18 protein-coding genes, 1 tRNA gene and 1 rRNA gene are annotated in these 20,276 nt (G+C 42.4%); 18 read left to right on the forward strand and 2 right to left on the reverse strand.

Features of this window, described 5'->3' with window-relative positions; all coding sequences use genetic code 11:
- Positions 1-197: 197 nt before the first annotated feature.
- The 5 genes from liaF to HBA50_RS02660 are packed head-to-tail and all read left to right on the forward strand — an operon-like array spanning position 198 to position 4,319.
- On the forward strand, positions 198-893 hold the full coding sequence (gene liaF, locus HBA50_RS02640) for a cell wall-active antibiotics response protein LiaF (RefSeq protein ID WP_045500900.1): 696 nt from the start codon (positions 198-200) through the stop codon (positions 891-893).
- A complete protein-coding gene (locus HBA50_RS02645) occupies positions 890-1,909 on the forward strand; it encodes an envelope stress sensor histidine kinase LiaS (protein WP_045500902.1) in 1,020 nt (339 codons plus the stop codon). The genes liaF and HBA50_RS02645 overlap by 4 nt, the downstream gene beginning before the upstream one ends.
- The gene (locus HBA50_RS02650) at positions 1,887-2,519 is read left to right on the forward strand and encodes a response regulator transcription factor (RefSeq protein WP_045500904.1); all 633 of its coding nucleotides are present in this window, start codon (positions 1,887-1,889) and stop codon (positions 2,517-2,519) included. The genes HBA50_RS02645 and HBA50_RS02650 overlap by 23 nt, the downstream gene beginning before the upstream one ends.
- Positions 2,520-2,556: 37 nt before the next feature.
- Positions 2,557-3,957: a bifunctional Cof-type HAD-IIB family hydrolase/peptidylprolyl isomerase gene (locus HBA50_RS02655; protein ID WP_045500955.1), complete on the forward strand. Its 1,401-nt coding sequence runs from the start codon at positions 2,557-2,559 to the stop codon at positions 3,955-3,957.
- The gene (locus tag HBA50_RS02660) at positions 3,957-4,319 is read left to right on the forward strand and encodes a S1 RNA-binding domain-containing protein (RefSeq protein ID WP_005591890.1); all 363 of its coding nucleotides are present in this window, start codon (positions 3,957-3,959) and stop codon (positions 4,317-4,319) included. The genes HBA50_RS02655 and HBA50_RS02660 overlap by 1 nt, the downstream gene beginning before the upstream one ends.
- A gap of 47 nt (positions 4,320-4,366) precedes the next feature.
- On the opposite strand, the gene cysK is transcribed toward HBA50_RS02660, so the two are convergent.
- Both cysK and HBA50_RS02670 read right to left on the reverse strand, forming a co-directional pair.
- Positions 4,367-5,296, reverse strand: a complete 930-nt coding sequence (cysK, locus tag HBA50_RS02665) for a cysteine synthase A (RefSeq protein ID WP_045500906.1) — start codon at positions 5,294-5,296, stop codon at positions 4,367-4,369.
- Between the two features lie 116 nt (positions 5,297-5,412).
- Complete coding sequence (locus HBA50_RS02670) at positions 5,413-6,048, reverse strand: YigZ family protein (RefSeq protein WP_045500908.1); 636 nt, start codon at positions 6,046-6,048, stop codon at positions 5,413-5,415.
- A 56-nt stretch (positions 6,049-6,104) separates the two neighbouring features.
- Between HBA50_RS02670 and HBA50_RS02675 the strand changes: the two genes are divergently transcribed.
- The 13 genes from HBA50_RS02675 to HBA50_RS02740 all read left to right on the forward strand — a co-directional run bounded on the left by HBA50_RS02675 (position 6,105) and on the right by HBA50_RS02740 (position 20,246).
- Positions 6,105-7,406 (forward strand): ATP-dependent helicase ComFA, encoded by a 1,302-nt coding sequence (locus HBA50_RS02675; protein ID WP_045500910.1) that lies wholly within the window; start codon positions 6,105-6,107, stop codon positions 7,404-7,406.
- Positions 7,403-8,068, forward strand: a complete 666-nt coding sequence (locus tag HBA50_RS02680; protein ID WP_045500912.1) for a ComF family protein — start codon at positions 7,403-7,405, stop codon at positions 8,066-8,068. Before HBA50_RS02675 ends, HBA50_RS02680 begins: the two co-directional genes overlap by 4 nt.
- 81 nt (positions 8,069-8,149) lie before the next feature.
- The gene (hpf, locus tag HBA50_RS02685) at positions 8,150-8,692 is read left to right on the forward strand and encodes a ribosome hibernation-promoting factor, HPF/YfiA family (protein ID WP_045500914.1); all 543 of its coding nucleotides are present in this window, start codon (positions 8,150-8,152) and stop codon (positions 8,690-8,692) included.
- 149 nt (positions 8,693-8,841) lie between these two features.
- Positions 8,842-11,955, forward strand: coding sequence for a pilus expression-regulating Snf2 family helicase (locus HBA50_RS02690; RefSeq protein ID WP_045500916.1), 3,114 nt, complete (start codon positions 8,842-8,844; stop codon positions 11,953-11,955).
- Positions 11,956-11,996: 41 nt separating this feature from the next.
- A complete protein-coding gene (zapJ, locus tag HBA50_RS02695; protein WP_045500918.1) occupies positions 11,997-12,659 on the forward strand; it encodes a divisome accessory protein ZapJ in 663 nt (220 codons plus the stop codon).
- Positions 12,660-12,691: 32 nt separating this feature from the next.
- Positions 12,692-14,026, forward strand: coding sequence for a UDP-N-acetylmuramate--L-alanine ligase (murC, locus tag HBA50_RS02700; RefSeq protein WP_045500919.1), 1,335 nt, complete (start codon positions 12,692-12,694; stop codon positions 14,024-14,026).
- 11 nt (positions 14,027-14,037) lie between these two features.
- Positions 14,038-14,541, forward strand: a complete 504-nt coding sequence (locus HBA50_RS02705) for a GNAT family N-acetyltransferase (protein ID WP_045500920.1) — start codon at positions 14,038-14,040, stop codon at positions 14,539-14,541.
- The gene (locus HBA50_RS02710; RefSeq protein WP_045500921.1) at positions 14,541-15,038 is read left to right on the forward strand and encodes a GNAT family N-acetyltransferase; all 498 of its coding nucleotides are present in this window, start codon (positions 14,541-14,543) and stop codon (positions 15,036-15,038) included. The genes HBA50_RS02705 and HBA50_RS02710 overlap by 1 nt, the downstream gene beginning before the upstream one ends.
- A gap of 97 nt (positions 15,039-15,135) precedes the next feature.
- Positions 15,136-16,905, forward strand: coding sequence for an endolytic transglycosylase MltG (gene mltG / locus HBA50_RS02715; RefSeq protein WP_080940905.1), 1,770 nt, complete (start codon positions 15,136-15,138; stop codon positions 16,903-16,905).
- Between the two features lie 64 nt (positions 16,906-16,969).
- A complete protein-coding gene (gene greA / locus HBA50_RS02720; RefSeq protein ID WP_005592281.1) occupies positions 16,970-17,452 on the forward strand; it encodes a transcription elongation factor GreA in 483 nt (160 codons plus the stop codon).
- Positions 17,453-17,530: 78 nt separating this feature from the next.
- Positions 17,531-18,160, forward strand: a complete 630-nt coding sequence (gene nth, locus HBA50_RS02725; RefSeq protein ID WP_045500922.1) for an endonuclease III — start codon at positions 17,531-17,533, stop codon at positions 18,158-18,160.
- A gap of 413 nt (positions 18,161-18,573) precedes the next feature.
- Positions 18,574-20,120: ribosomal RNA gene (locus HBA50_RS02735) — 16S ribosomal RNA — on the forward strand.
- A 53-nt stretch (positions 20,121-20,173) separates the two neighbouring features.
- Positions 20,174-20,246 (forward strand) — tRNA-Ala (locus HBA50_RS02740).
- Positions 20,247-20,276 lie beyond the last annotated feature (30 nt).

Genomic DNA, 20,276 nt, shown 5'->3' on the forward strand with positions numbered 1-20,276 from the left:
CTAAAAATCGTTTTAAATGTTTGTTTTGCTTAAACAGCATTTGAAGCGATTTTTTGCTTTTTAGAGGAAAAGTGCAAAGAAGTCTAGAGCCTAGAAGTTCTGCTGCTAAAGATAGGATAATCTTTCCATTTCATGCCTCAGACGGAGGTTTTTTTGCTTAATTTTGTTACAATAGAGATGTAAGGAAGGGAATAGCTATGTGGAAAGTTCAATTATTCATCTTTGTTGAAGCGATTCTATTATCAATGGCGCTGGTTACCATGCTGGCTGCCGATTTTTCACGTGTTGTTCTCATCATGCTACTCTTTCTCTTGTTTTTATATTATTATTTCGGCAAGCAGAGAGGCAATTCGCTGTTAGTCGCGACTATGATTGTCTTCTTTTTCATTGTCATGCTCAATCCTTACGTTATAGCCGCTGTGCTCTTTGCCTTGATTTACGGCATGATCGTAGCCTATCCTTATCTGTACAAGGAAAATCAGGAGACTCATCTTTTCTTTGAAGATGCGACCGAAGTTCGGGCTGAAAAAAATCGTTGGTTGGGGGATTTGCAGCATTTTTCAAAGGATGACTGCCAGTTTCATGATATCAACCTTTTAAGAATGATGGGTAAGGACACCATTCACTTAGAAGATGTCATTGTGGTCAATCATGATAATGTGATTGTGATTCGTAAGGGATTTGGGGATACCAAGATCGTCATTCCTTTGGATGTGGAAATTCAGCTTCAGATCAATACCCTATACGGAGACTTGAATTTTTTAAATCATCCGCCACGTAAGCTACGCAATGAAACGATTTCGTTGACAACGCCTGACTATAAGAGAGCCAGCAAAACTGTAAAAATTGTTTTGGTCAGCTTTTTAGGGAATGTGGAGGTTGTTAGAAAGTGAAAAAAACAAGTTATTTGCTTATTTTTCTCTATACCTTCTTTGTTTTAGGGATTATCTTTCATTACATTTTTAATCTTTTTAATTTAGAATGGCAAAAGCTGCTGAATAATCTGGACTTGCTCCAGTCCTTTGCTTTCTTTGTTCTGGTTCTGGGCTTAGCGCTGACTATTTTCTTGGCCGCTGCTGCGCGCTTCCTTCAGCATCTGTCTCTTTCTCAAGTTCAAAAGAATTTAAAAGCTATTTTAGAAGGCGGTGACATACAAGAAACTGGGCAGGTAGAACTGGACGATTCTCTCGTCCGCTTGAAAGAAAAGTTGGATAGTTTAACCGAAAATTTGCAGAAATCAGAGAATCAGGCTTTACAGGCTGAAGAGAAGATTATTGAAAAAGAACGCAGACGGATTGCTCGCGACTTGCATGATACGGTCAGTCAGGAGCTATTTGCTGCCAATATGATTCTCTCAGGTGTCGCTGGAAACGTGGAGCGTCTTGATAAAGACAATCTCCAACAACAGTTAAAGGGAATCGCAGACATTCTAGAGACAGCGCAAAAAGATTTGCGGATCTTGCTCTTACATTTACGGCCGACAGAGTTGGAAAATCGGACCTTGGTAGAGGGCATGAATGTCTTAATCAAAGAATTGACAGATAAGTCGGACTTGACTGTCCAGTTTAAGCATGAGGTGGTCAGCCTGCCCAAGCAGATAGAGGAGCATATTTTTAGGATTATTCAAGAAATCATCAATAATGCTTTGCGCCATGCTCAGGCTAGTCGTCTGGACCTCTATCTCTATCAGACGCCAAATAGACTCAAACTCAAGGTTTCTGATGACGGAATCGGTTTTGATCCAGCTAGCTTGACTGACATGAGTTATGGTTTGAAAAATATTGAAGATCGAGTGCATGATATGGCTGGCACCCTGAAGATTCTGACGGCTCCCAAAAAAGGAGTTTCTATCGAAATCAGTGTTCCATTGTTAGAGGGGGAAAAGGATGAGAATATTACTAGTGGATGATCATCAAATGGTCAGATTGGGCTTAAAAAGCTTTTTTGAATTACAGGACGATATTGAAGAAGTAACAGAGGCTACAAATGGTAGAGAAGGTGTCGAAAAGGCTCTGGAAAGCCGTCCAGATGTGATTATGATGGATATTGTTATGCCAGAGATGAGTGGCATTGATGCTACTTTGGCTATCTTGAAAGAATGGCCAGAGGCAAAGATTTTGATTTTGACGTCCTATCTGGACAATGAAAAAATCTATCCTGTCTTGGATGCCGGTGCCCGTGGCTATATGTTGAAGACTTCCAGTGCGGATGAAATTCTCCACGCCGTCAGAAAGGTTGCAAAGGGTGAATTTGCCATTGAAACAGAAGTCAGTAAGAAGGTCGAATACCATCGGAATCATATAGAGCTTCACGAGGATTTGACAGCGCGGGAGCGGGATATTTTGGGGCTTTTAGCCAAAGGTTATGAAAACCAGAGGATTGCTGATGAGCTCTTTATCTCCTTGAAAACGGTCAAGACGCATGTGTCCAATATTTTGTCTAAGCTAGAAGTGAGCGATCGGACACAGGCAGTTGTCTATGCTTTTCAGCATCATCTTGTTCCGCAAGATGATTTTTAATGATATAATAGAGAAGATTAAATTGAAAGAGGAAGATATGAAGGCGAAATTAAAATATAAGGCAAAAAAGATTAAGATTGTTTTCTTTGATATCGATGATACCTTGCGGGTCAAGGAAACAGGCTTCATCCCAGAATCCATCAAAGTTGTATTTAAGCAACTGAGAGAAAAGGGAATTCTGACAGGAATTGCTTCTGGTCGTGGCATTTTTGGAGTCGTTTCAGAAATTCGTGACTTGGATCCTGATTTTTTTGTTACCTTGAATGGGGCTTATGTTGAAAATAGAAAAGGCGAAGTCATTGCAAAAACGGTCATTCCGCAAGAATGCGTGGAATCCTACATTTCCTGGACCAAGGAAGTGGGCATTGAGTACGGTTTGGTAGGCAGTCACGAAGCGGCTTTGTCTGTTCGCAATCCTATGATTTCGTCAGCAATTGATATCATTTATCCAGATCTGGATGTCAATCCTGATTTTTATCAAGATCATGAAATCTATCAAATGTGGACTTTTGAGGATGTAGGTGACAGTTTGCAGTTGCCAGAAGATTTGGCCAAGTCTCTACGTATGGTACGTTGGCATGAGCATTCATCGGATGTCGTACCGAAAGAAGGTTCAAAGGCAGCTGGCGTTGCCAAGGTCGTGGAGCACCTCGGTTTCAAACCAGAAAATGTTTTAGTTTTTGGCGACGGACTCAATGATTTAGAATTATTTGACTATGCAGGGCTCAGTATTGCTATGGGAGTTTCCCATGAGGAATTGCAGAAAAAGGCTGATTTTGTCACAAAAACGGTCGAAGAAGACGGGATCTTTGACGCCTTGGAGCAATTGGGCATGGTGGAGAAAGAATTGACCTTTCCACAGCTCCATCTTGACGAGGTTCAAGGCCCAGTTGCAAAGATCAAAACAAACTATGGTGAACTGAAAATTCAACTCTTCCCAGACCAAGCACCCAAAACAGTTGCTAACTTTATCGCCTTATCAAAGGATGGCTACTATGACGGAGTAATCTTCCACCGAGTTATCAAAGATTTTATGATTCAAGGTGGCGATCCGACAGGTACTGGTATGGGCGGAGAGTCTATCTACGGCGAACGCTTTGAAGATGAGTTTTCACCGGAACTTTATAACATTCGTGGTGCCCTATCAATGGCGAATGCTGGACCAAATACCAATGGCAGTCAGTTCTTTATTGTCCAAAATAGCAGTCTTCCCTATTCAACCAAGGAACTGACTCGGGGAGGATGGCCGAAGTCGATCGCTGAAGTTTATGCTAGCAAGGGCGGGACACCGCATTTGGACCGTCGACATACTGTGTTTGGGCAGCTAGTGGATGAGGCATCTTATGAAGTTTTGGATAAAATTGCAGCGGTTGAAACAGCTTCAATGGATAAACCACTTGAGGATGTTGTCATTGAGACGATTGAGGTTATAGACTAATGAAAATCGGAGATAAGTTAAAGGGCAAAATTACTGGGATTCAGCCCTACGGTGCCTTTGTCGAACTAGAAAGCGGTCTGATCGGCCTCATTCATATTTCTGAGATTCGGACGGGCTATATCGACAATATTCACGATATTTTGAAAATTGGTGATCAGGTTCTTGTGCAGGTAGTAGATTATGATGAGTTTTCTGGTAAGGCCAGCCTGTCAATGCGGACTTTAGAGGAAGAAAAACATCGTTTACCAAGACGGCATCGCTTTTCAAACGATCGTTGCAAAATTGGATTTGCGCCCTTAGGTAAGCAATTGCCAATCTGGATAAGGGAAGCCAAAGCTTTTCTGAAAGAACAAAAAGAGTAAAAAATTCCTACCCAAACGGGTAGGAATTTTGTTAACTCTTTTCACGATTAAGCGTCAAATTCGTAGAGAGCGGTAGATAGGTAACGTTCACCATTATCAGGTGCTAGGGCAAGGACTTTCTTACCAGCTCCTAGTTTTTTAGCGACTTCAATGGCTGCAAAAATAGCCGCAGCAGATGAAATTCCGACTAGGAAACCTTCCTGACCACCAATATGGCGTCCTAACTCTAGCGCTTGATCAGAAGTCACGCGGACAATACCATCATAGGATGCTGTATCCAAGGTCTCTGGAATGAAGCCAGCTGAAAGTCCTTGGATTTTGTGAGGACCTGGTTTCTCACCAGAAAGGATAGCAGATTCGTCTGCTTCAACCGCATAGATTTGGACATTTGGATTCGCTTTTTTAAGAGCATGAGAAACACCAGAGATAGTTCCACCAGTTCCGACACCACCAACAAAAGCATCCAGTCCAGTTTCACCGAAAGCAGCAATAACTTCTGCTCCTGTTGTTCGTTCGTGAACTTCTGGATTGGCTGGGTTGTTAAATTGTAGTGGCAACCAGCCATTTCGCTCTTGGGCGATTTCTTCTGCCTTGGCAATAGCCCCTTTCATTCCTTCGCTACCCGGAGTCAAAACTAGCTCCGCTCCATAAGCTTGGATAATCTTGCGACGCTCCACACTCATAGTTTCTGGCATCACAATGACAACCTTGTAGCCTTTAGCTGCTCCAACCCATGAAAGGCCAATGCCAGTATTTCCGCTGGTTGCTTCAACGATAGTATCGCCAGGCTTGATAAGGCCATCGCGCTCAGCCGCCTCAATCATACTGAGAGCAATCCGATCTTTGATAGAAGAGCCAGGATTGAAGGCTTCTAACTTGACGTAAACCTCAGCAGCTCCTTCAGGAACGATATTATTTAATTTAACAATTGGCGTTCTTCCAACTAATTCTGTGATATTTTGATAAATGTTTGCCATTTTTCCTACCTCAATACTTTAATGAGACTAGTATAAGCTGAAAGTGGCACTTTGTAAAATATAAAAAAGCTATGACTACGATAAAAATTCTTTATCACTAGGCCTAGCTGTTAAGATTATTCAACTGTTAAGGGAATTTCAACCTCGCGCAAACCTTGATCATCAATTTGGATTTTTCCATTGAAAAACTCGATTAATTTCTGCTCTAGCGTTTCTTTCTCTTGTTTGTCAATATAGATGGTTGTGGCAACTAGATCTGTGAACTCTGTATCGAATTCGATCAGATCTTCGGCTTTCAAAAAGTTATCGAAGTTTTGGTACTGGCTATAAGACATTTTAAGGCGCAAGCCGGCCTGTTCCTTAATTTCAATGAGACCAATTTCTTTGATTGCCAAGGCGACGCTGCCTGCATAAGCCCGAATGAGTCCACCAGCTCCTAGCTTAATCCCACCAAAATAGCGCGTGACCACAAAGCAGACATTGGTCAGTTGGTGATTCTCCATGACACCGAGCATAGGAACGCCCGCTGTACCGCTGGGCTCACCGTCATCACTGGTTCGTTTGATCTCACTTTTTTCTCCGACAATAAAAGCAGAGCAATTATGAGTGGCTTTATAGTGCTCTTTTTTGATGGCAGCAATAAAATCCCTGGCTTCCTCTTCTGAGTAAACGCGCTTGGCGTGGCAAATGAAACGAGATTTTTTAATTTCTTCCTGGGCTTGGCCGTCTTGTCTAATTGTTCTATATTCCATAGTTTTATTGTACACAAAAAAATAGATTTTTCCAAAAGTTTTACGAATAAAAAAGTATGTTAGAAAGAAATGATTGCCTAGGTAGGATATTTACAAAAGATCAGATCAGTCCCGAACTGCGCTTGCAGGCCCAGCAGTTACCCAGTATGCGAGAGGAAAGGAGAAAGTTATTTTGCGGCCGCTGTGGCTCTCAAGTAGACAAGGAGAACTACCAGCTACCTGTCAATGCCTACTATTGTAGGGAATGCGTGATTTTGGGGCGAGTTCGGAGTGATCAAGAACTCTACTATTTTCCGCAGGAAGATTTTCCAGAAAATCAGGTACTCAAGTGGCAGGGGCAATTAACAGCCTTTCAAGCGAAAGTTTCTCAGGGACTGTTAGAGTCAGTTGCTCAAAAGCAGAATAGCCTAGTCCATGCAGTGACTGGGGCGGGCAAAACGGAAATGATTTATCAGGTGATCGCAGAAGTGATTGATCGTGGAGGTGCCGTTTGCCTAGCCAGCCCTCGGATTGATGTCTGTTTGGAGCTTTATCGCCGGCTCAAGCTGGATTTTGCCTGCCCTATTTCGCTTTTGCATGGAGAATCCGAGCCATATTTTCGCAGTCCCTTGGTCATTGCTACCACTCATCAGCTTCTTAAATTTTATCGAGCCTTTGATTTGTTGATCGTGGACGAGGTGGATGCTTTTCCTTATGTGGACAATCCTGTGCTCTACCATGCCGTGAAGCAGTCGGTCAAGGAGGAGGAAACGACAATTTTCTTAACTGCCACTTCGACGGATGAGTTGGATAAAAAAGTCCAAAAAGGAGAACTAAAACGCCTTAGTCTTCCTCGCCGCTTCCATGGCAATCCTTTGATTGTGCCCCAAAAAGTTTGGCTGGCAGATTTTCAAAAATATCTATCGAAAAAGAAACTACCGCCTAAATTGAAGAAATATATCGAGAGACAGAGAAAAACAGGCTTTCCTTTACTGATCTTTGCCTCGGAAATCAAAAGAGGTCAAGAATTTGCGCAAGTTTTAGAAAAGATTTTTCCAGCGGAAAGAGTCGGATTTGTGGCTTCAACAACTGAAAATCGTTTAGAAATCGTTGAAGAGTTTCGCAAGCGAGAAATTACCATTTTGGTTACGACAACCATCTTAGAGCGTGGTGTGACCTTTCCCTGTGTAGATGTTTTTGTTCTAGAGGCCAACCATCGTCTCTTTAGCCGTAGCGCCTTGGTGCAGATTTCTGGTCGAGTGGGACGTAGCATGGAGCGACCGACGGGAGATTTACTCTTCTTTCACGACGGCACCACACGTTCAATCGAAAAAGCGATTCGTGAAATCAAGCTGATGAACAAGGAGGCCGGCCTATGAGAAATTGCCTGTTATGCAGCCAGGCAGTAGAAGAAAATAGGACTTTTTCTTCCTTGATTTTATTGCAAAAAGAACAAAATATAATTTGTAAGAATTGTCGAGCAGGATTTGAAGCGATTTCCTCTATCCATTGCCCACGCTGCTGGAAGGAGGGAGAGACGGAAGTCTGCTCGGATTGTCAAATATGGGAAGCGCAAGGCTATTTGGTGAAGCATCAGGCTTGCTTTCTTTATAATGATTTGATGAAGGATTTCTTCAGCAAATACAAATTTCAAGGGGATTATCTTTTAAGATTTGTGTTTGCAGAAGTTCTCAAAAAAAGTCTCAGAAACTTCAAAGAATATACTCTGGTTCCTATTCCAGTCAGTCCTGAAAAACATCAAAGCCGAGGTTTTAATCAGGTGGAAGGCTTCTTGCAAGCAGCTGGCTTGCCTTATAAACAGTTGCTTGAAAAGGAAGATATGATTGCCCAATCCAGTAAAAATCGCGAAGAACGATTAAACAGTCAGCAATGTTTCACATTGGCAAAAGATGTCCTTCTACCAGAAAAAATTCTTCTGATAGACGATGTGTACACGACTGGAAAAACCTTGCAATTAGCTCGAGAATTATTGCTGGAAGCAGGTGTGAAAGAAGTTTTGACATTTTCACTCGCAAGATAAGAAAATATTTGCAAAAAAAGAATGAAAGCGTTATAATGATATTGTAAATAAAACATTTATGTTTAGAAAGAAGGTACTTATATGCTTAAATATAGTATCCGTGGTGAAAACCTAGAAGTAACTGATGCTCTCCGTGACTACGTAGTTTCTAAACTTGAGAAGATTGAGAAGTATTTCCAAGCAGAGCAAGAACTTGATGCACGGGTAAATTTGAAAGTGTACCGGGAGAAGACGGCGAAAGTCGAAGTAACGATTCCTCTTGGTTCTATTACCCTTCGGGCAGAAGATGTTTCGCAAGATATGTACGGATCTATCGACCTAGTTATCGATAAGATTGAACGTCAGATTCGTAAGAATAAGACAAAGATTGAAAAGAAAAATCGGAACAAGGTTGCAACTAGCCAGTTGTTCACTGATGCTTTAGTAGAAGAAGCTGATGCAGCATCTTCCAAAGTAGTACGTTCTAAGCATATTGATTTGAAACCAATGGATCTAGATGAAGCTATTTTGCAAATGGATTTGTTGGGACATGACTTCTTCATCTATACAGATGTTGAAGATAGTACAACGAATGTTATCTATCGTCGTGAAGATGGAGATATCGGTTTGTTAGAAGTGAAATAATGTAGAAAAGCCGTCCAATGGACGGCTTTTTGTTGTAGGGAAAGCTCTCGCTCATTCTACTTCAAAGAATGTTTACGAATAAAGAAATTCTATTTCGTTTTTATAGCTGTCCTATGGTATAATAAAGGGATAAATGTTAGGTGGTAGGTATGGCTAAATTAATTCCTGGTAAAATTCGAACGGAAGGAATTGCCCTCTGTGACAGCAAAAAAGTCGAAATTCTTGACGTCAAAGATTCCTTTTTATACACGCGCGTGGACCAGTACAATCTGCGCTATAGTCTAGATGATGAGGCAGTTTTCTGCTCCTGTGACTTTTTCCAAAAGAAGAAGTACTGTGCCCATCTGGCCGCCTTGGAATATTTTTTGAAAAATGATTCGGCGGGTAAAGATCTGCTGGCGAAGATGACAGAAAAAGAGTCTTCTAGTCAAGAAGCCCAGAAATTGGTTTCTTTTGGCAGTCTATTTTTGGATAAGATTTTGCTAGATAAATCCAGTCAGCAAATGCGTTATGAGCTATCAGCGACTGGACAGGAAGATGCTTACACAGGACAATTTTTATGGAGTCTGCGGATCAGCCGGCTACCGGATGAGCGCTCTTATGTAGTGCGTGATATTTTGTCCTTTTTGAGAACCTTGAATAAGGGTGGGCATTATCAAATCGGTAAGAACTACTATGATCCTATCCGAATGGAGAATTTTGATGAAGCTAGTCAAGACCTACTAGAATTTTTACGGGGCTTGGTGACGGATTATAAGGGACAGGACTCTTCGTTGGTCTTTCCCAATGCTGGACGGCACCTTTATTTCCCAGCCAGTCTTTTTGAGGAAGGTGTGACTCGCTTGATGAATCTCACTTCATTTCGTTTAGAATATAGCTTTTATGATTATGCTGAGGTATTTTTCCAAGATTTGCATGAAGAGGCGGAGATTTATCAGTTTGAGGTGCAAGAACGGGAAAACTTTTTTGAGCTGCTGATATCTGAAAAGAATTATAAGATGCTCTATGGGGGGCAATTTATCTTTCATAATCAGACCTTCTATCAACTGACAGCTCAGCAGACCAAGTTAATCAAGGCATTACAGGAATTGCCGATTGAGCATGAGCGCGTCAAGCGCCTGCAGTTTGATGTGTCTGAGCAGTCCAAACTAGCAGTAAGCTTACTCGAGTTCAAAAAAATTGGCCGTGTGACAGCACCTGAGCGACTGTTCATTCATGATTTTACCGTGGATTTCAATTTTTATTTAGGGACTGACAAGCAAGTATTGCTGGATCTTGTCTTTGATTATGGTAGTCAGACTGTCACCAGTCGTGAAGAGCTGAGAAACCTACCCTTTGCCAGTAATTTTGAGCGAGAACAGCAAGTTTTTAAAGCAATGCTGGAGGCAGGTTTTGCAGATGATTTTATCAGCCAGCGTCCGCCTTTACGACCCGAAGAAATTTACCGTTTCTTCTCTGTCTTGATTCCGCACTTTAGAGCATTGGGCAATGTCTACTTGTCAGATGAGCTACTGGGCCTATCTCAAACAGAACCTCCGAAGGTTTCCATCAGTATGAATGGTGGGCTCTTGGATATCGGATTTGATTTTACTGGTATCGATCAGTCTGAGGTGGATGATGTTCTAGATTCGTTGCTGAGCCAAAAGGATTACTTTATCAGCAAGACGGGTCAAGTTGTGATTTTTGATGAGAATAGTAAGCGAATCAGCCAGACCTTGCAACAATTGAGAAGCAAACATTCTAAAAATGGGGTTATCCAAACGCATAGCTTGGCTGCCTATCAACTCTCTGAATTGTTCAAAGATCAGGAAAGAGTTGACTTGTCGGAAGATTTTCGCCAGCTGGCTTATGATTTGATCCATCCTGAGGATTTTCCTCTGCCTAAGCTGAAAGTTCAGGCCGAGCTTCGAGATTATCAGGAGACAGGAGTGAAATGGTTATCCATGCTGAATAAATATGGATTTGGCGGTATTCTAGCCGATGACATGGGCTTGGGAAAGACTCTTCAGACCATTTCTTTCTTGACTGCTCATTTGACCAAGTCTAAGAAAGTTTTGATTTTGGCGCCGTCGAGTCTAATTTACAACTGGAGTGATGAGTTTGCCAAATTTGCTCCAGACCTAGATGTGGCCGTTGTCTATGGACTGAAAAATGTTCGAGATGCTGTGATTGCAGAAGACCATCAGATTACCATTACCAGCTATGCTTCCTTCAGACAAGATGTTGAAGAGTATCAGGGACTTCATTTTGACTATTTGATATTGGACGAAGCGCAGGTCATGAAGAATGACCAGAGCAAGATTGCTCAATATCTGAGGGCTTTTGAGGTGGAGCGGACTTATGCCTTATCTGGGACGCCGATTGAAAATCATCTCGGTGAACTTTGGTCAATTTTTCAGATCGTCCTTCCGGGCTTATTACCGAGCAAGAAAGCTTTTTTGAAGATGCCGACAGAAACAGTTGCGCGCTATATTAAACCCTTTGTCATGAGGCGTAAGAAAGAAGAAGTCTTGCAGGAGCTTCCTGATTTGATTGAAGTCTCTTACCGTAACGAACTTGCAGATAGTCAAAAGACGATTTATCTAGCACTGCTCAAGCAAATGCAGGAGCGAATTCTCCATGCAACGGAGGAAGAAATCAATCGCAGCAAAATTGAAATTTTGTCTGGTCTTATGCGACTCCGTCAAATCTGTGATACTCCTAAGCTTTTTATGGATGATTATGATGGGGAAAGTGGCAAGCTGGAAAGTTTGCGTGAGCTATTGGATCAGATCCAAGACGGTGAACATCGTGTTCTGATATTTTCACAATTCCGTGGCATGCTGGATATTATCGAGCAAGAACTGAGCCAGATGGGAATGGAGTCCTTCAAAATCACAGGCTCAACTCCAGCAAAAGAACGTCAGGAGATGACCAAAGCCTTTAATCAAGGAGAAAGATCAGCCTTTCTGATTTCTCTTAAAGCTGGTGGTGTGGGTCTCAATCTAACTGGTGCAAATACTGTTATTTTAGTGGATCTTTGGTGGAATCCCGCAGTAGAAGCTCAAGCTATTGGTCGGGCTCATCGTATCGGTCAGGAACGGAATGTAAAAGTTTATCGTATGATTACACGGGGAACTATAGAAGAAAAAATTCAGGAATTACAGGACACCAAACGAAATCTAGTTTCAACGATTCTAGATGGTGCAGAGTCTCGCTCCAGTCTTTCGATGGAAGAAATTCGAGAAATTCTTGGAATTTCTTCTGAATCGCTTGAAAAATAGTTTGAATAGTTTATAATAATGAAGAGTTGAAAGGACATGCTATGACAAATACTAAATTTCCTATAATTGCTGATGACGAAATCATGTTGACAGAAATGCCGCACATGAATTTGTACGATGAGTTGGATCTGATTAGCAACATTAAAGGGGACTACCAGGACCGTAATTATTTAGAATGGATGCCGATTGCTAAGCCAGAAAATCCTGCTCCTAGTCAAACTGTAAGTAAAACTAGAAAGAAGCAAGCTCCAGTTACGGACTTTAAAAAGCCAATTGATAAGAAAGATCCAGCTATTCGCTATGCTGAGCAAGCACGAGAGGAAGCTCGAGCTGATCTGAGAAAAAAACGTTCGGCTGCTTATTTGACAAGCAAGCTCCCAAATAAGGTTCGTAGTCGGAAAGTGGCACCTCCTTTTGAGGGAAATCCAGTTAAACCAACAGCCCCTTTCCAAAAGGAAAATCCAGGTGAGTTGACGAAGTTCAGTGATAAGCTAAAGCAAGATAGCTACATATTAGCGGATGTTCAGTCTCAACCTCTCATAGAAGTACCAACGAATCCAGAAAAAAAGAGAAAGAATAACTATGACTTTCTCAAAACCAGCCAAGTCTATAACAAGGGCAAGAAGCGAGAAAAACACAATAAGCATAAAAAAGCACAGGAATTGGACATCACCAAGTTGAGTTCAGATGCCCAAGGGCAATAAGGCTTCAGTTGTTTAAGATTTAAGGAGTAATCATGACGAAAACCTATCATTTTATCGGAATTAAGGGCTCAGGTATGAGCGCTTTGGCTTTGATGTTGCATCAGATGGGCCATAAGGTTCAAGGAAGCGATGTTGATAAATATTATTTCACTCAGCGTGGTCTGGAGCAGGCTGGGATTCCCATTTTGCCTTTCGATGAGAAAAATCTCCAGTCAGATTTTGAAATTATTGCCGGTAATGCCTTCCGTCCAGATAACAATGTGGAAATTGCCTATGCAGATGCCAATGGTATTAGCTACAAGCGCTACCATGAATTTTTGGGTAGCTTTATGCGTGACTTTGTCAGCTTAGGAGTAGCAGGTGCTCACGGGAAAACTTCTACAACGGGTATTCTTTCTCATGTTCTGTCTAATATCACAGATACTAGCTATCTAATTGGGGACGGTACAGGTCGCGGTTCTGCTAATGCCAAGTATTTTGTCTTTGAATCAGACGAGTACGAACGTCATTTTATGCCTTATCATCCGGAATATTCGATTATCACCAATATTGACTTCGATCATCCAGATTATTTCACAAGCTTGGAAGATGTCTTTAATGCATTCAACGACTACGCCAAGCAGATTACCAAAGGGCTCTTCGTTTATGGTGAAGACGAACAACTACGCCGTATTACTTCAAATGTGCCGATTTACTACTATGGCTTCAAGGAAGAGGGTAATGACTTTGTCGCTCACGATCTCTTGCGTTCCACCAGTGGTTCAGGCTTTAAAGTTTCCTTCCGCGGGCAAGAGCTAGGCGAGTTCCAGATTCCAAGCTTTGGCCGTCACAACATTATGAATGCGACAGCGGTCATCGGTCTCCTCTACATTGCAGGTATTGACTTGAATCTAGTAAGGGAACATCTCAAGACCTTTAGTGGGGTTAAGCGCCGCTTTACAGAAAAGATTGTCAACGACACAGTCATTATTGATGACTTTGCCCATCATCCAACGGAAATTATCGCGACTCTGGATGCAGCTCGTCAGAAGTATCCAAGCAAGGAAATTGTGGCCATCTTCCAGCCGCACACCTTCACTCGGACCATTGCTCTCTTGGACGAATTTGCGGAAGCCCTCAATCAGGCTGACTCAGTTTATTTAGCTCAGATTTACGGATCTGCGCGTGAGGTGGACAAGGGTGATGTTAAGGTAGAAGATCTGGCTGAAAAGATTGTGAAGCGGGCCAATGTTATTGATGTGGACAATGTTTCTCCGCTTCTTGACCACGATAATGCAGTTTACGTCTTTATGGGAGCTGGAGATATCCAAACTTATGAGTATTCCTTTGAACGTCTCTTGTCCAATCTGACTAGCAACGTTCAGTAGGAGGCGCCTGGATGGAAGCACCGATTCGAATCAGACAGGCTGACTTGAGCGACTGGGAAGAAATTCTTGCAATTGAGCAGCTGAATTTTCCAGCAGCAGAAGCAGCTAGTGCAGAAGTTCTAAAAGAGCAGATTGCTGATACTTTTTTGCTAGCAGAGTTGCATGGTCAGCTGGCGGGCTATATTGTTGGACCAGCTATTCAGGCGCGATATTTGACAGATGACCTCTTTAGCAAAGTGAGTGCCAATTCTCCAGAAGGTGGCTTCATTGCCGTCCAAAGTCTGTCCGTCCATCCGGATTTTCAGAGGCAGGGTGTCGGAACTTTGTTGATTGCAGCTCTCAAGGAGACAGTTGTTCAGGAACATCGGCAGGGCATTAGCCTTACCTGCCATGATGAGCTGATACCTTATTTTGAGATGAATGGTTTCGTCCACGAAGGGATTTCTGACTCAACTCACGGTGGGGGTGTTTGGTCTGATATGGTATGGGAAAATCCCAATTTTAAGGAGAAGTGATGATTATCCGTCAAGCTCAAATGGCTGATTTAGATGCCATTTATGCTATCGAATTGGAAAATTTCAGTCCAGAAGAGGCTATTAGTCATGAAATATTGGCAAAGCACATTGAAACGATTCCTTCAACTTTTTTGGTTGCAGAAAAAAGTGGCAAGATTTTGGGCTATTTAGAAGGTCCTGTCCGACCAGAACGCTATTTAAAAGATATTTCCTTTACGGAGGACGTTGAAGATTATAGCTATCTGGCTGGCGGATTTATCTCTGTGACCAGTCTATCTATTTCTAAAGAAGCACAGGGCTTAGGAGTCGGAAAAGCCTTGTTGGACACTATGAAGGAAATTGCGATTGCAGATGAACGCCACGGTATCAATCTCACTTGTCATGATTATTTGATAGCTTACTATGAGCAACATGACTTTGTCAACGAAGGCCGTTCAGCCTCAACGTATGCAGATGAAGTATGGTTTGATATGGTTTGGGAAAATCCTCAGATATAACTTTCATAAATAATATAGTTTTAAAAGTCGGAGATGATTGCATTTATCTGACTTTTAAGATATAATGTTAGGGATTATGAAGAAGGAGATCAAGTTTTTGACTGAAAATTCACAGGATAACGAAAAGACGCTGAGTTTTAAAGAGAAAATTTTGAATGAGTTGGCAGCAGCCAATGGTACCCAAAATCACTCAGTTCAGGAAGAAGCGCAGCCTCTTTTAGGTAAAGAAATGGAATTGGCGGAGAGCTTGGAATCTCTCGTTTCTGCTGTTGAAAAATCTCATGAGGTTCTAGAGAAGGATACTTCAGTAGAGGAAGAACCTAGTAAGATCAAAGTAGAAGAGTCAGTGGAACAAAGCGAGCCTACGGTTCATACTCAGGCAGATGTGCTAGAAAATATAGTTCGTAATTCTACGATTTCAGAAGTTCCATCAAATTTTGATGGACCAGGACAAGCTGATGTTGCTAAGAAGGAAAATATAGAGTCTGGAGAGGTTCAAACTTCTGTACCTCATTCAGAAGCTTATCAAGAAAAGGCAGTACCAGTTGCAGGTGAGATAAAAGAAACAGTGTTAGCTGATTCAAACACTACAGATGAAAGAGAAGTAAAAAAAGACTTTTCTACTGCAGAACCAACGCTAAGCCGTAGAGATGTTGCTCATGGAAAGAAACGTTCACGTGCAGATCGTACCAATAGTAGTAAAAAGAAAAAACGTAAAAACGGCCTAGCCAATCGAATCGTGATGACAGTCTTGGTGCTTTTCCTATTGGGCCTTGGTATTACTGGTTTTGTAGGATACAATTATGTCTCTTCAGCGCTGAAACCAGTAGATGCCAAATCAGCAGAGTATGTGACAGTGGAAATTCCTGCTGGTTCTAGCACCAAACAAATCGGAGAGATTTTAGAAAAGAAAGGCCTGATTAAGAACGCTCAAGTCTTTAATCTTTATTCAAAAATCAGAAGTTATGGTAATTTCCAATCTGGTTACTATAATCTTCAAAAGAGTATGGACTTAGACACGATTGCTAAGCAATTACAAGAAGGTGGAACAGATACACCACAGCCTCCAGTTCTTGGCAAGATAACAATTCCTGAAGGATACACCTTGGAGCAGATTGCCGAAGCAACTACTGTCAATGCTGCAAAAACTGCGAACAAGAATACTAAAACACCATTCAGCAAGGAAGATTTTCTAAATAAAGCTCAAGATGAAGATTTTATTGCAAAAATGGCAGCTAAATATCCGCAGCTTCTAGCAACTTTGCCGAGCAAGGATAGTGGTGTTAAATATCGTCTTGAAGGTTATCTTTTCCCAGCTACTTATGATTATGGAAAAGAAACCACGGTTGAAGAACTGATTGACCAAATGTTGGCTGCTATGAATACCAATCTATCGCAGTATTACTCAACAATTGAGTCTAAGAATCTGACGGTCAATGATGTTTTAACCCTTGCCTCTTTAGTTGAAAAAGAGGGATCAACTGATCAGGATCGCAAAGATATTGCGAGCGTCTTTTATAATCGTTTGAACCAAGCTATGCCACTTCAGAGCAATATTGCGCTTCTTTATGCTCAAGGAAAACTTGGTCAAAAGACAACTCTTAAAGAAGATGCTGAAATTAATACAAATCTTGACTCGCCTTATAATGTGTACAAGAAGCAAGGTTTGATGCCTGGTCCAGTAGATAGTCCAAGCCTGTCTGCTATCGAAGCTACTATTAATCCAAGTAAGACAGAGTACTTGTATTTTGTAGCAAATGTGGAGACAGGGGCTGTATATTTTGCAAATACCTACGAAGAACACGCTAAGAATGTGGAAGAACACGTTAATAGCAAATTAAACCAATCAGGTGAAAGTTCTAACTAAATTATGTGGTTTTCCACATAATTTTGTTTTATCAAAAAATAGAAAGAAGAGAGAAAATAAAGTAATGGCTGAAAAAACTTATCCTATGACCCTTGTAGAAAAGGAAAAATTAGAACAAGAATTAGAAGAATTGAAATTGGTTCGACGTCCAGAAGTAGTAGAACGTATTAAAATTGCTCGTTCTTACGGAGATTTATCAGAAAATAGTGAATATGAAGCAGCAAAGGATGAGCAGGCTTTCGTTGAAGGACAAATTTCAAGTCTAGAGACTAAAATTCGCTATGCTGTGATTGTTGATAGCGATTCAGTTGCTAAAGATGAAGTTGCCATCGGTAAAACTGTTACTATTCAAGAAGTCGGTGAGACTGAAGAAGAAGTATACATTATCGTTGGTTCAGCTGGTGCGGATGCTTTTGCTGGAAAAGTTTCAAATGAAAGCCCAATTGGTCAAGCATTGATTGGTAAGAAGACTGGTGATATTGCAACAGTAGAAACACCAGTTGGCAGTTATGACGTCAAAATCCTAAAAGTTGAAAAAACAGTCTAAGAAAGGTCGAGCTCGCTCGGCTTTTTCTTTATCAATTTATGCTATAATATAGAACAAACAAAGGAGATTGTATTACTGATGGTTTTATCAAAAAAACGAGCACGCCATGTCATCGAGGAGATCATTGCCCTATTTCCTGATGCCAAACCGAGTTTAGATTTTAGAAATCACTTTGAGCTACTCGTGGCAGTCATGTTATCCGCTCAAACGACAGATGCTGCAGTTAATAAAGCTACACCAAATCTATTTTTAGCTTATCCTACTCCAGAAGCTATGGCAGCAGCATCCGAGGCGGATATTGCCAAGCACATTTCACGCTTAGGACTTTATCGAAATAAGGCCAAGTTTCTAAAAAAATGCGCCCAGCAACTCTTGGACGATTTCAATGGACAGGTGCCTCAGACTCGGGAAGAATTAGAAACTTTAGCTGGGGTGGGGCGTAAGACAGCTAACGTGGTCATGAGTGTAGGGTTTGGTATCCCAGCTTTTGCCGTTGATACGCATGTTGAACGCATTTGTAAACACCACGATATTGTCAAAAAGTCAGCAAGTCCTTTAGAAGTTGAAAAACGTGTTATGGACGTTCTCCCACCTGAACGTTGGTTAGCTGCGCATCAGGCTATGATCTACTTTGGTCGGGCTATTTGCCATCCCAAAAATCCAGAGTGCGAACACTATCCTCAACTTTACAATTTTGATCATATTTAAGTTAGTGTCTGTGGATACAAATTTTTACTAGGCGATGAGCGCTTTAAGGGACGTAAAAGAATATTGCGAGAGTTAGAGGAATATTTAAGCGATTTTAGCAGCACGGTGATATAGTGGATAGGGGAGAGGTAAGAGGGAGAGGTTGGCTTTCCCTTTTAATTTATTGAGTTATAGGTAGTTATAGAGGTGTTAGGAAGAAAAGATGAAAAAAAGATAAAAAAATTTCAAAAAAGTGTTGACAAGGGGATAGATAGGTGATATACTGATATAGTTGTCGCTTGAGAGAGCGATAAAGACCTTTGAAAACTGAACAAGACGAACCAATGTGCAGGGCGCTACAACATATGTTGTAGTACTGAACAAAGAAAAAACAATAAATCTGTCAGTGACAGAAATGAGTGAGAACTCAAACTTTTAATGAGAGTTTGATCCTGGCTCAGGACGAACGCTGGCGGCGTGCCTAATACATGCAAGTAGAACGCTGAAGGAGGAGCTTGCTCTTCTGGATGAGTTGCGAACGGGTGAGTAACGCGTAGGTAACCTGCCTGGTAGCGGGGGATAACTATTGGAAACGATAGCTAATACCGCATAACATTGACTATTGCATGATAGTCAATTAAAAGGTGCAATTGCACCACTACCAGATGGACCTGCGTTGTATTAGCTAGTTGGTGGGGTAACGGCTCACCAAGGCGACGATACATAGCCGACCTGAGAGGGTGATCGGCCACACTGGGACTGAGACACGGCCCAGACTCCTACGGGAGGCAGCAGTAGGGAATCTTCGGCAATGGACGGAAGTCTGACCGAGCAACGCCGCGTGAGTGAAGAAGGTTTTCGGATCGTAAAGCTCTGTTGTAAGAGAAGAACGAGTGTGAGAGTGGAAAGTTCACACTGTGACGGTATCTTACCAGAAAGGGACGGCTAACTACGTGCCAGCAGCCGCGGTAATACGTAGGTCCCGAGCGTTGTCCGGATTTATTGGGCGTAAAGCGAGCGCAGGCGGTTAGATAAGTCTGAAGTTAAAGGCTGTGGCTTAACCATAGTACGCTTTGGAAACTGTTTAACTTGAGTGCAGAAGGGGAGAGTGGAATTCCATGTGTAGCGGTGAAATGCGTAGATATATGGAGGAACACCGGTGGCGAAAGCGGCTCTCTGGTCTGTAACTGACGCTGAGGCTCGAAAGCGTGGGGAGCAAACAGGATTAGATACCCTGGTAGTCCACGCCGTAAACGATGAGTGCTAGGTGTTGGGTCCTTTCCGGGACTCAGTGCCGCAGCTAACGCATTAAGCACTCCGCCTGGGGAGTACGACCGCAAGGTTGAAACTCAAAGGAATTGACGGGGGCCCGCACAAGCGGTGGAGCATGTGGTTTAATTCGAAGCAACGCGAAGAACCTTACCAGGTCTTGACATCCCGGTGCCCGTCCTAGAGATAGGATTTTGCTTCGGCACACCGGTGACAGGTGGTGCATGGTTGTCGTCAGCTCGTGTCGTGAGATGTTGGGTTAAGTCCCGCAACGAGCGCAACCCTTATTGTTAGTTGCCATCATTCAGTTGGGCACTCTAGCGAGACTGCCGGTAATAAACCGGAGGAAGGTGGGGATGACGTCAAATCATCATGCCCCTTATGACCTGGGCTACACACGTGCTACAATGGCTGGTACAACGAGTCGCAAGTCGGTGACGGCAAGCTAATCTCTTAAAGCCAGTCTCAGTTCGGATTGTAGGCTGCAACTCGCCTACATGAAGTCGGAATCGCTAGTAATCGCGGATCAGCACGCCGCGGTGAATACGTTCCCGGGCCTTGTACACACCGCCCGTCACACCACGAGAGTTTGTAACACCCGAAGTCGGTGAGGTAACCTTTTAGGAGCCAGCCGCCTAAGGTGGGATAGATGATTGGGGTGAAGTCGTAACAAGGTAGCCGTATCGGAAGGTGCGGCTGGATCACCTCCTTTCTAAGGAAAAACGGAAGCCATTGGTCGTCATGTTTAGTTTTGAGAGGTCTTGTGGGGCCTTAGCTCAGCTGGGAGAGCGCCTGCTTTGCACGCAGGAGGTCAGCGGTTCGATCCCGCTAGGCTCCATTAGGATAGTGATGACTATTCTAAACTTGT

The organism is Streptococcus cristatus ATCC 51100 (assembly GCF_011612585.1).
Taxonomy (GTDB): domain Bacteria; phylum Bacillota; class Bacilli; order Lactobacillales; family Streptococcaceae; genus Streptococcus; species Streptococcus cristatus_H.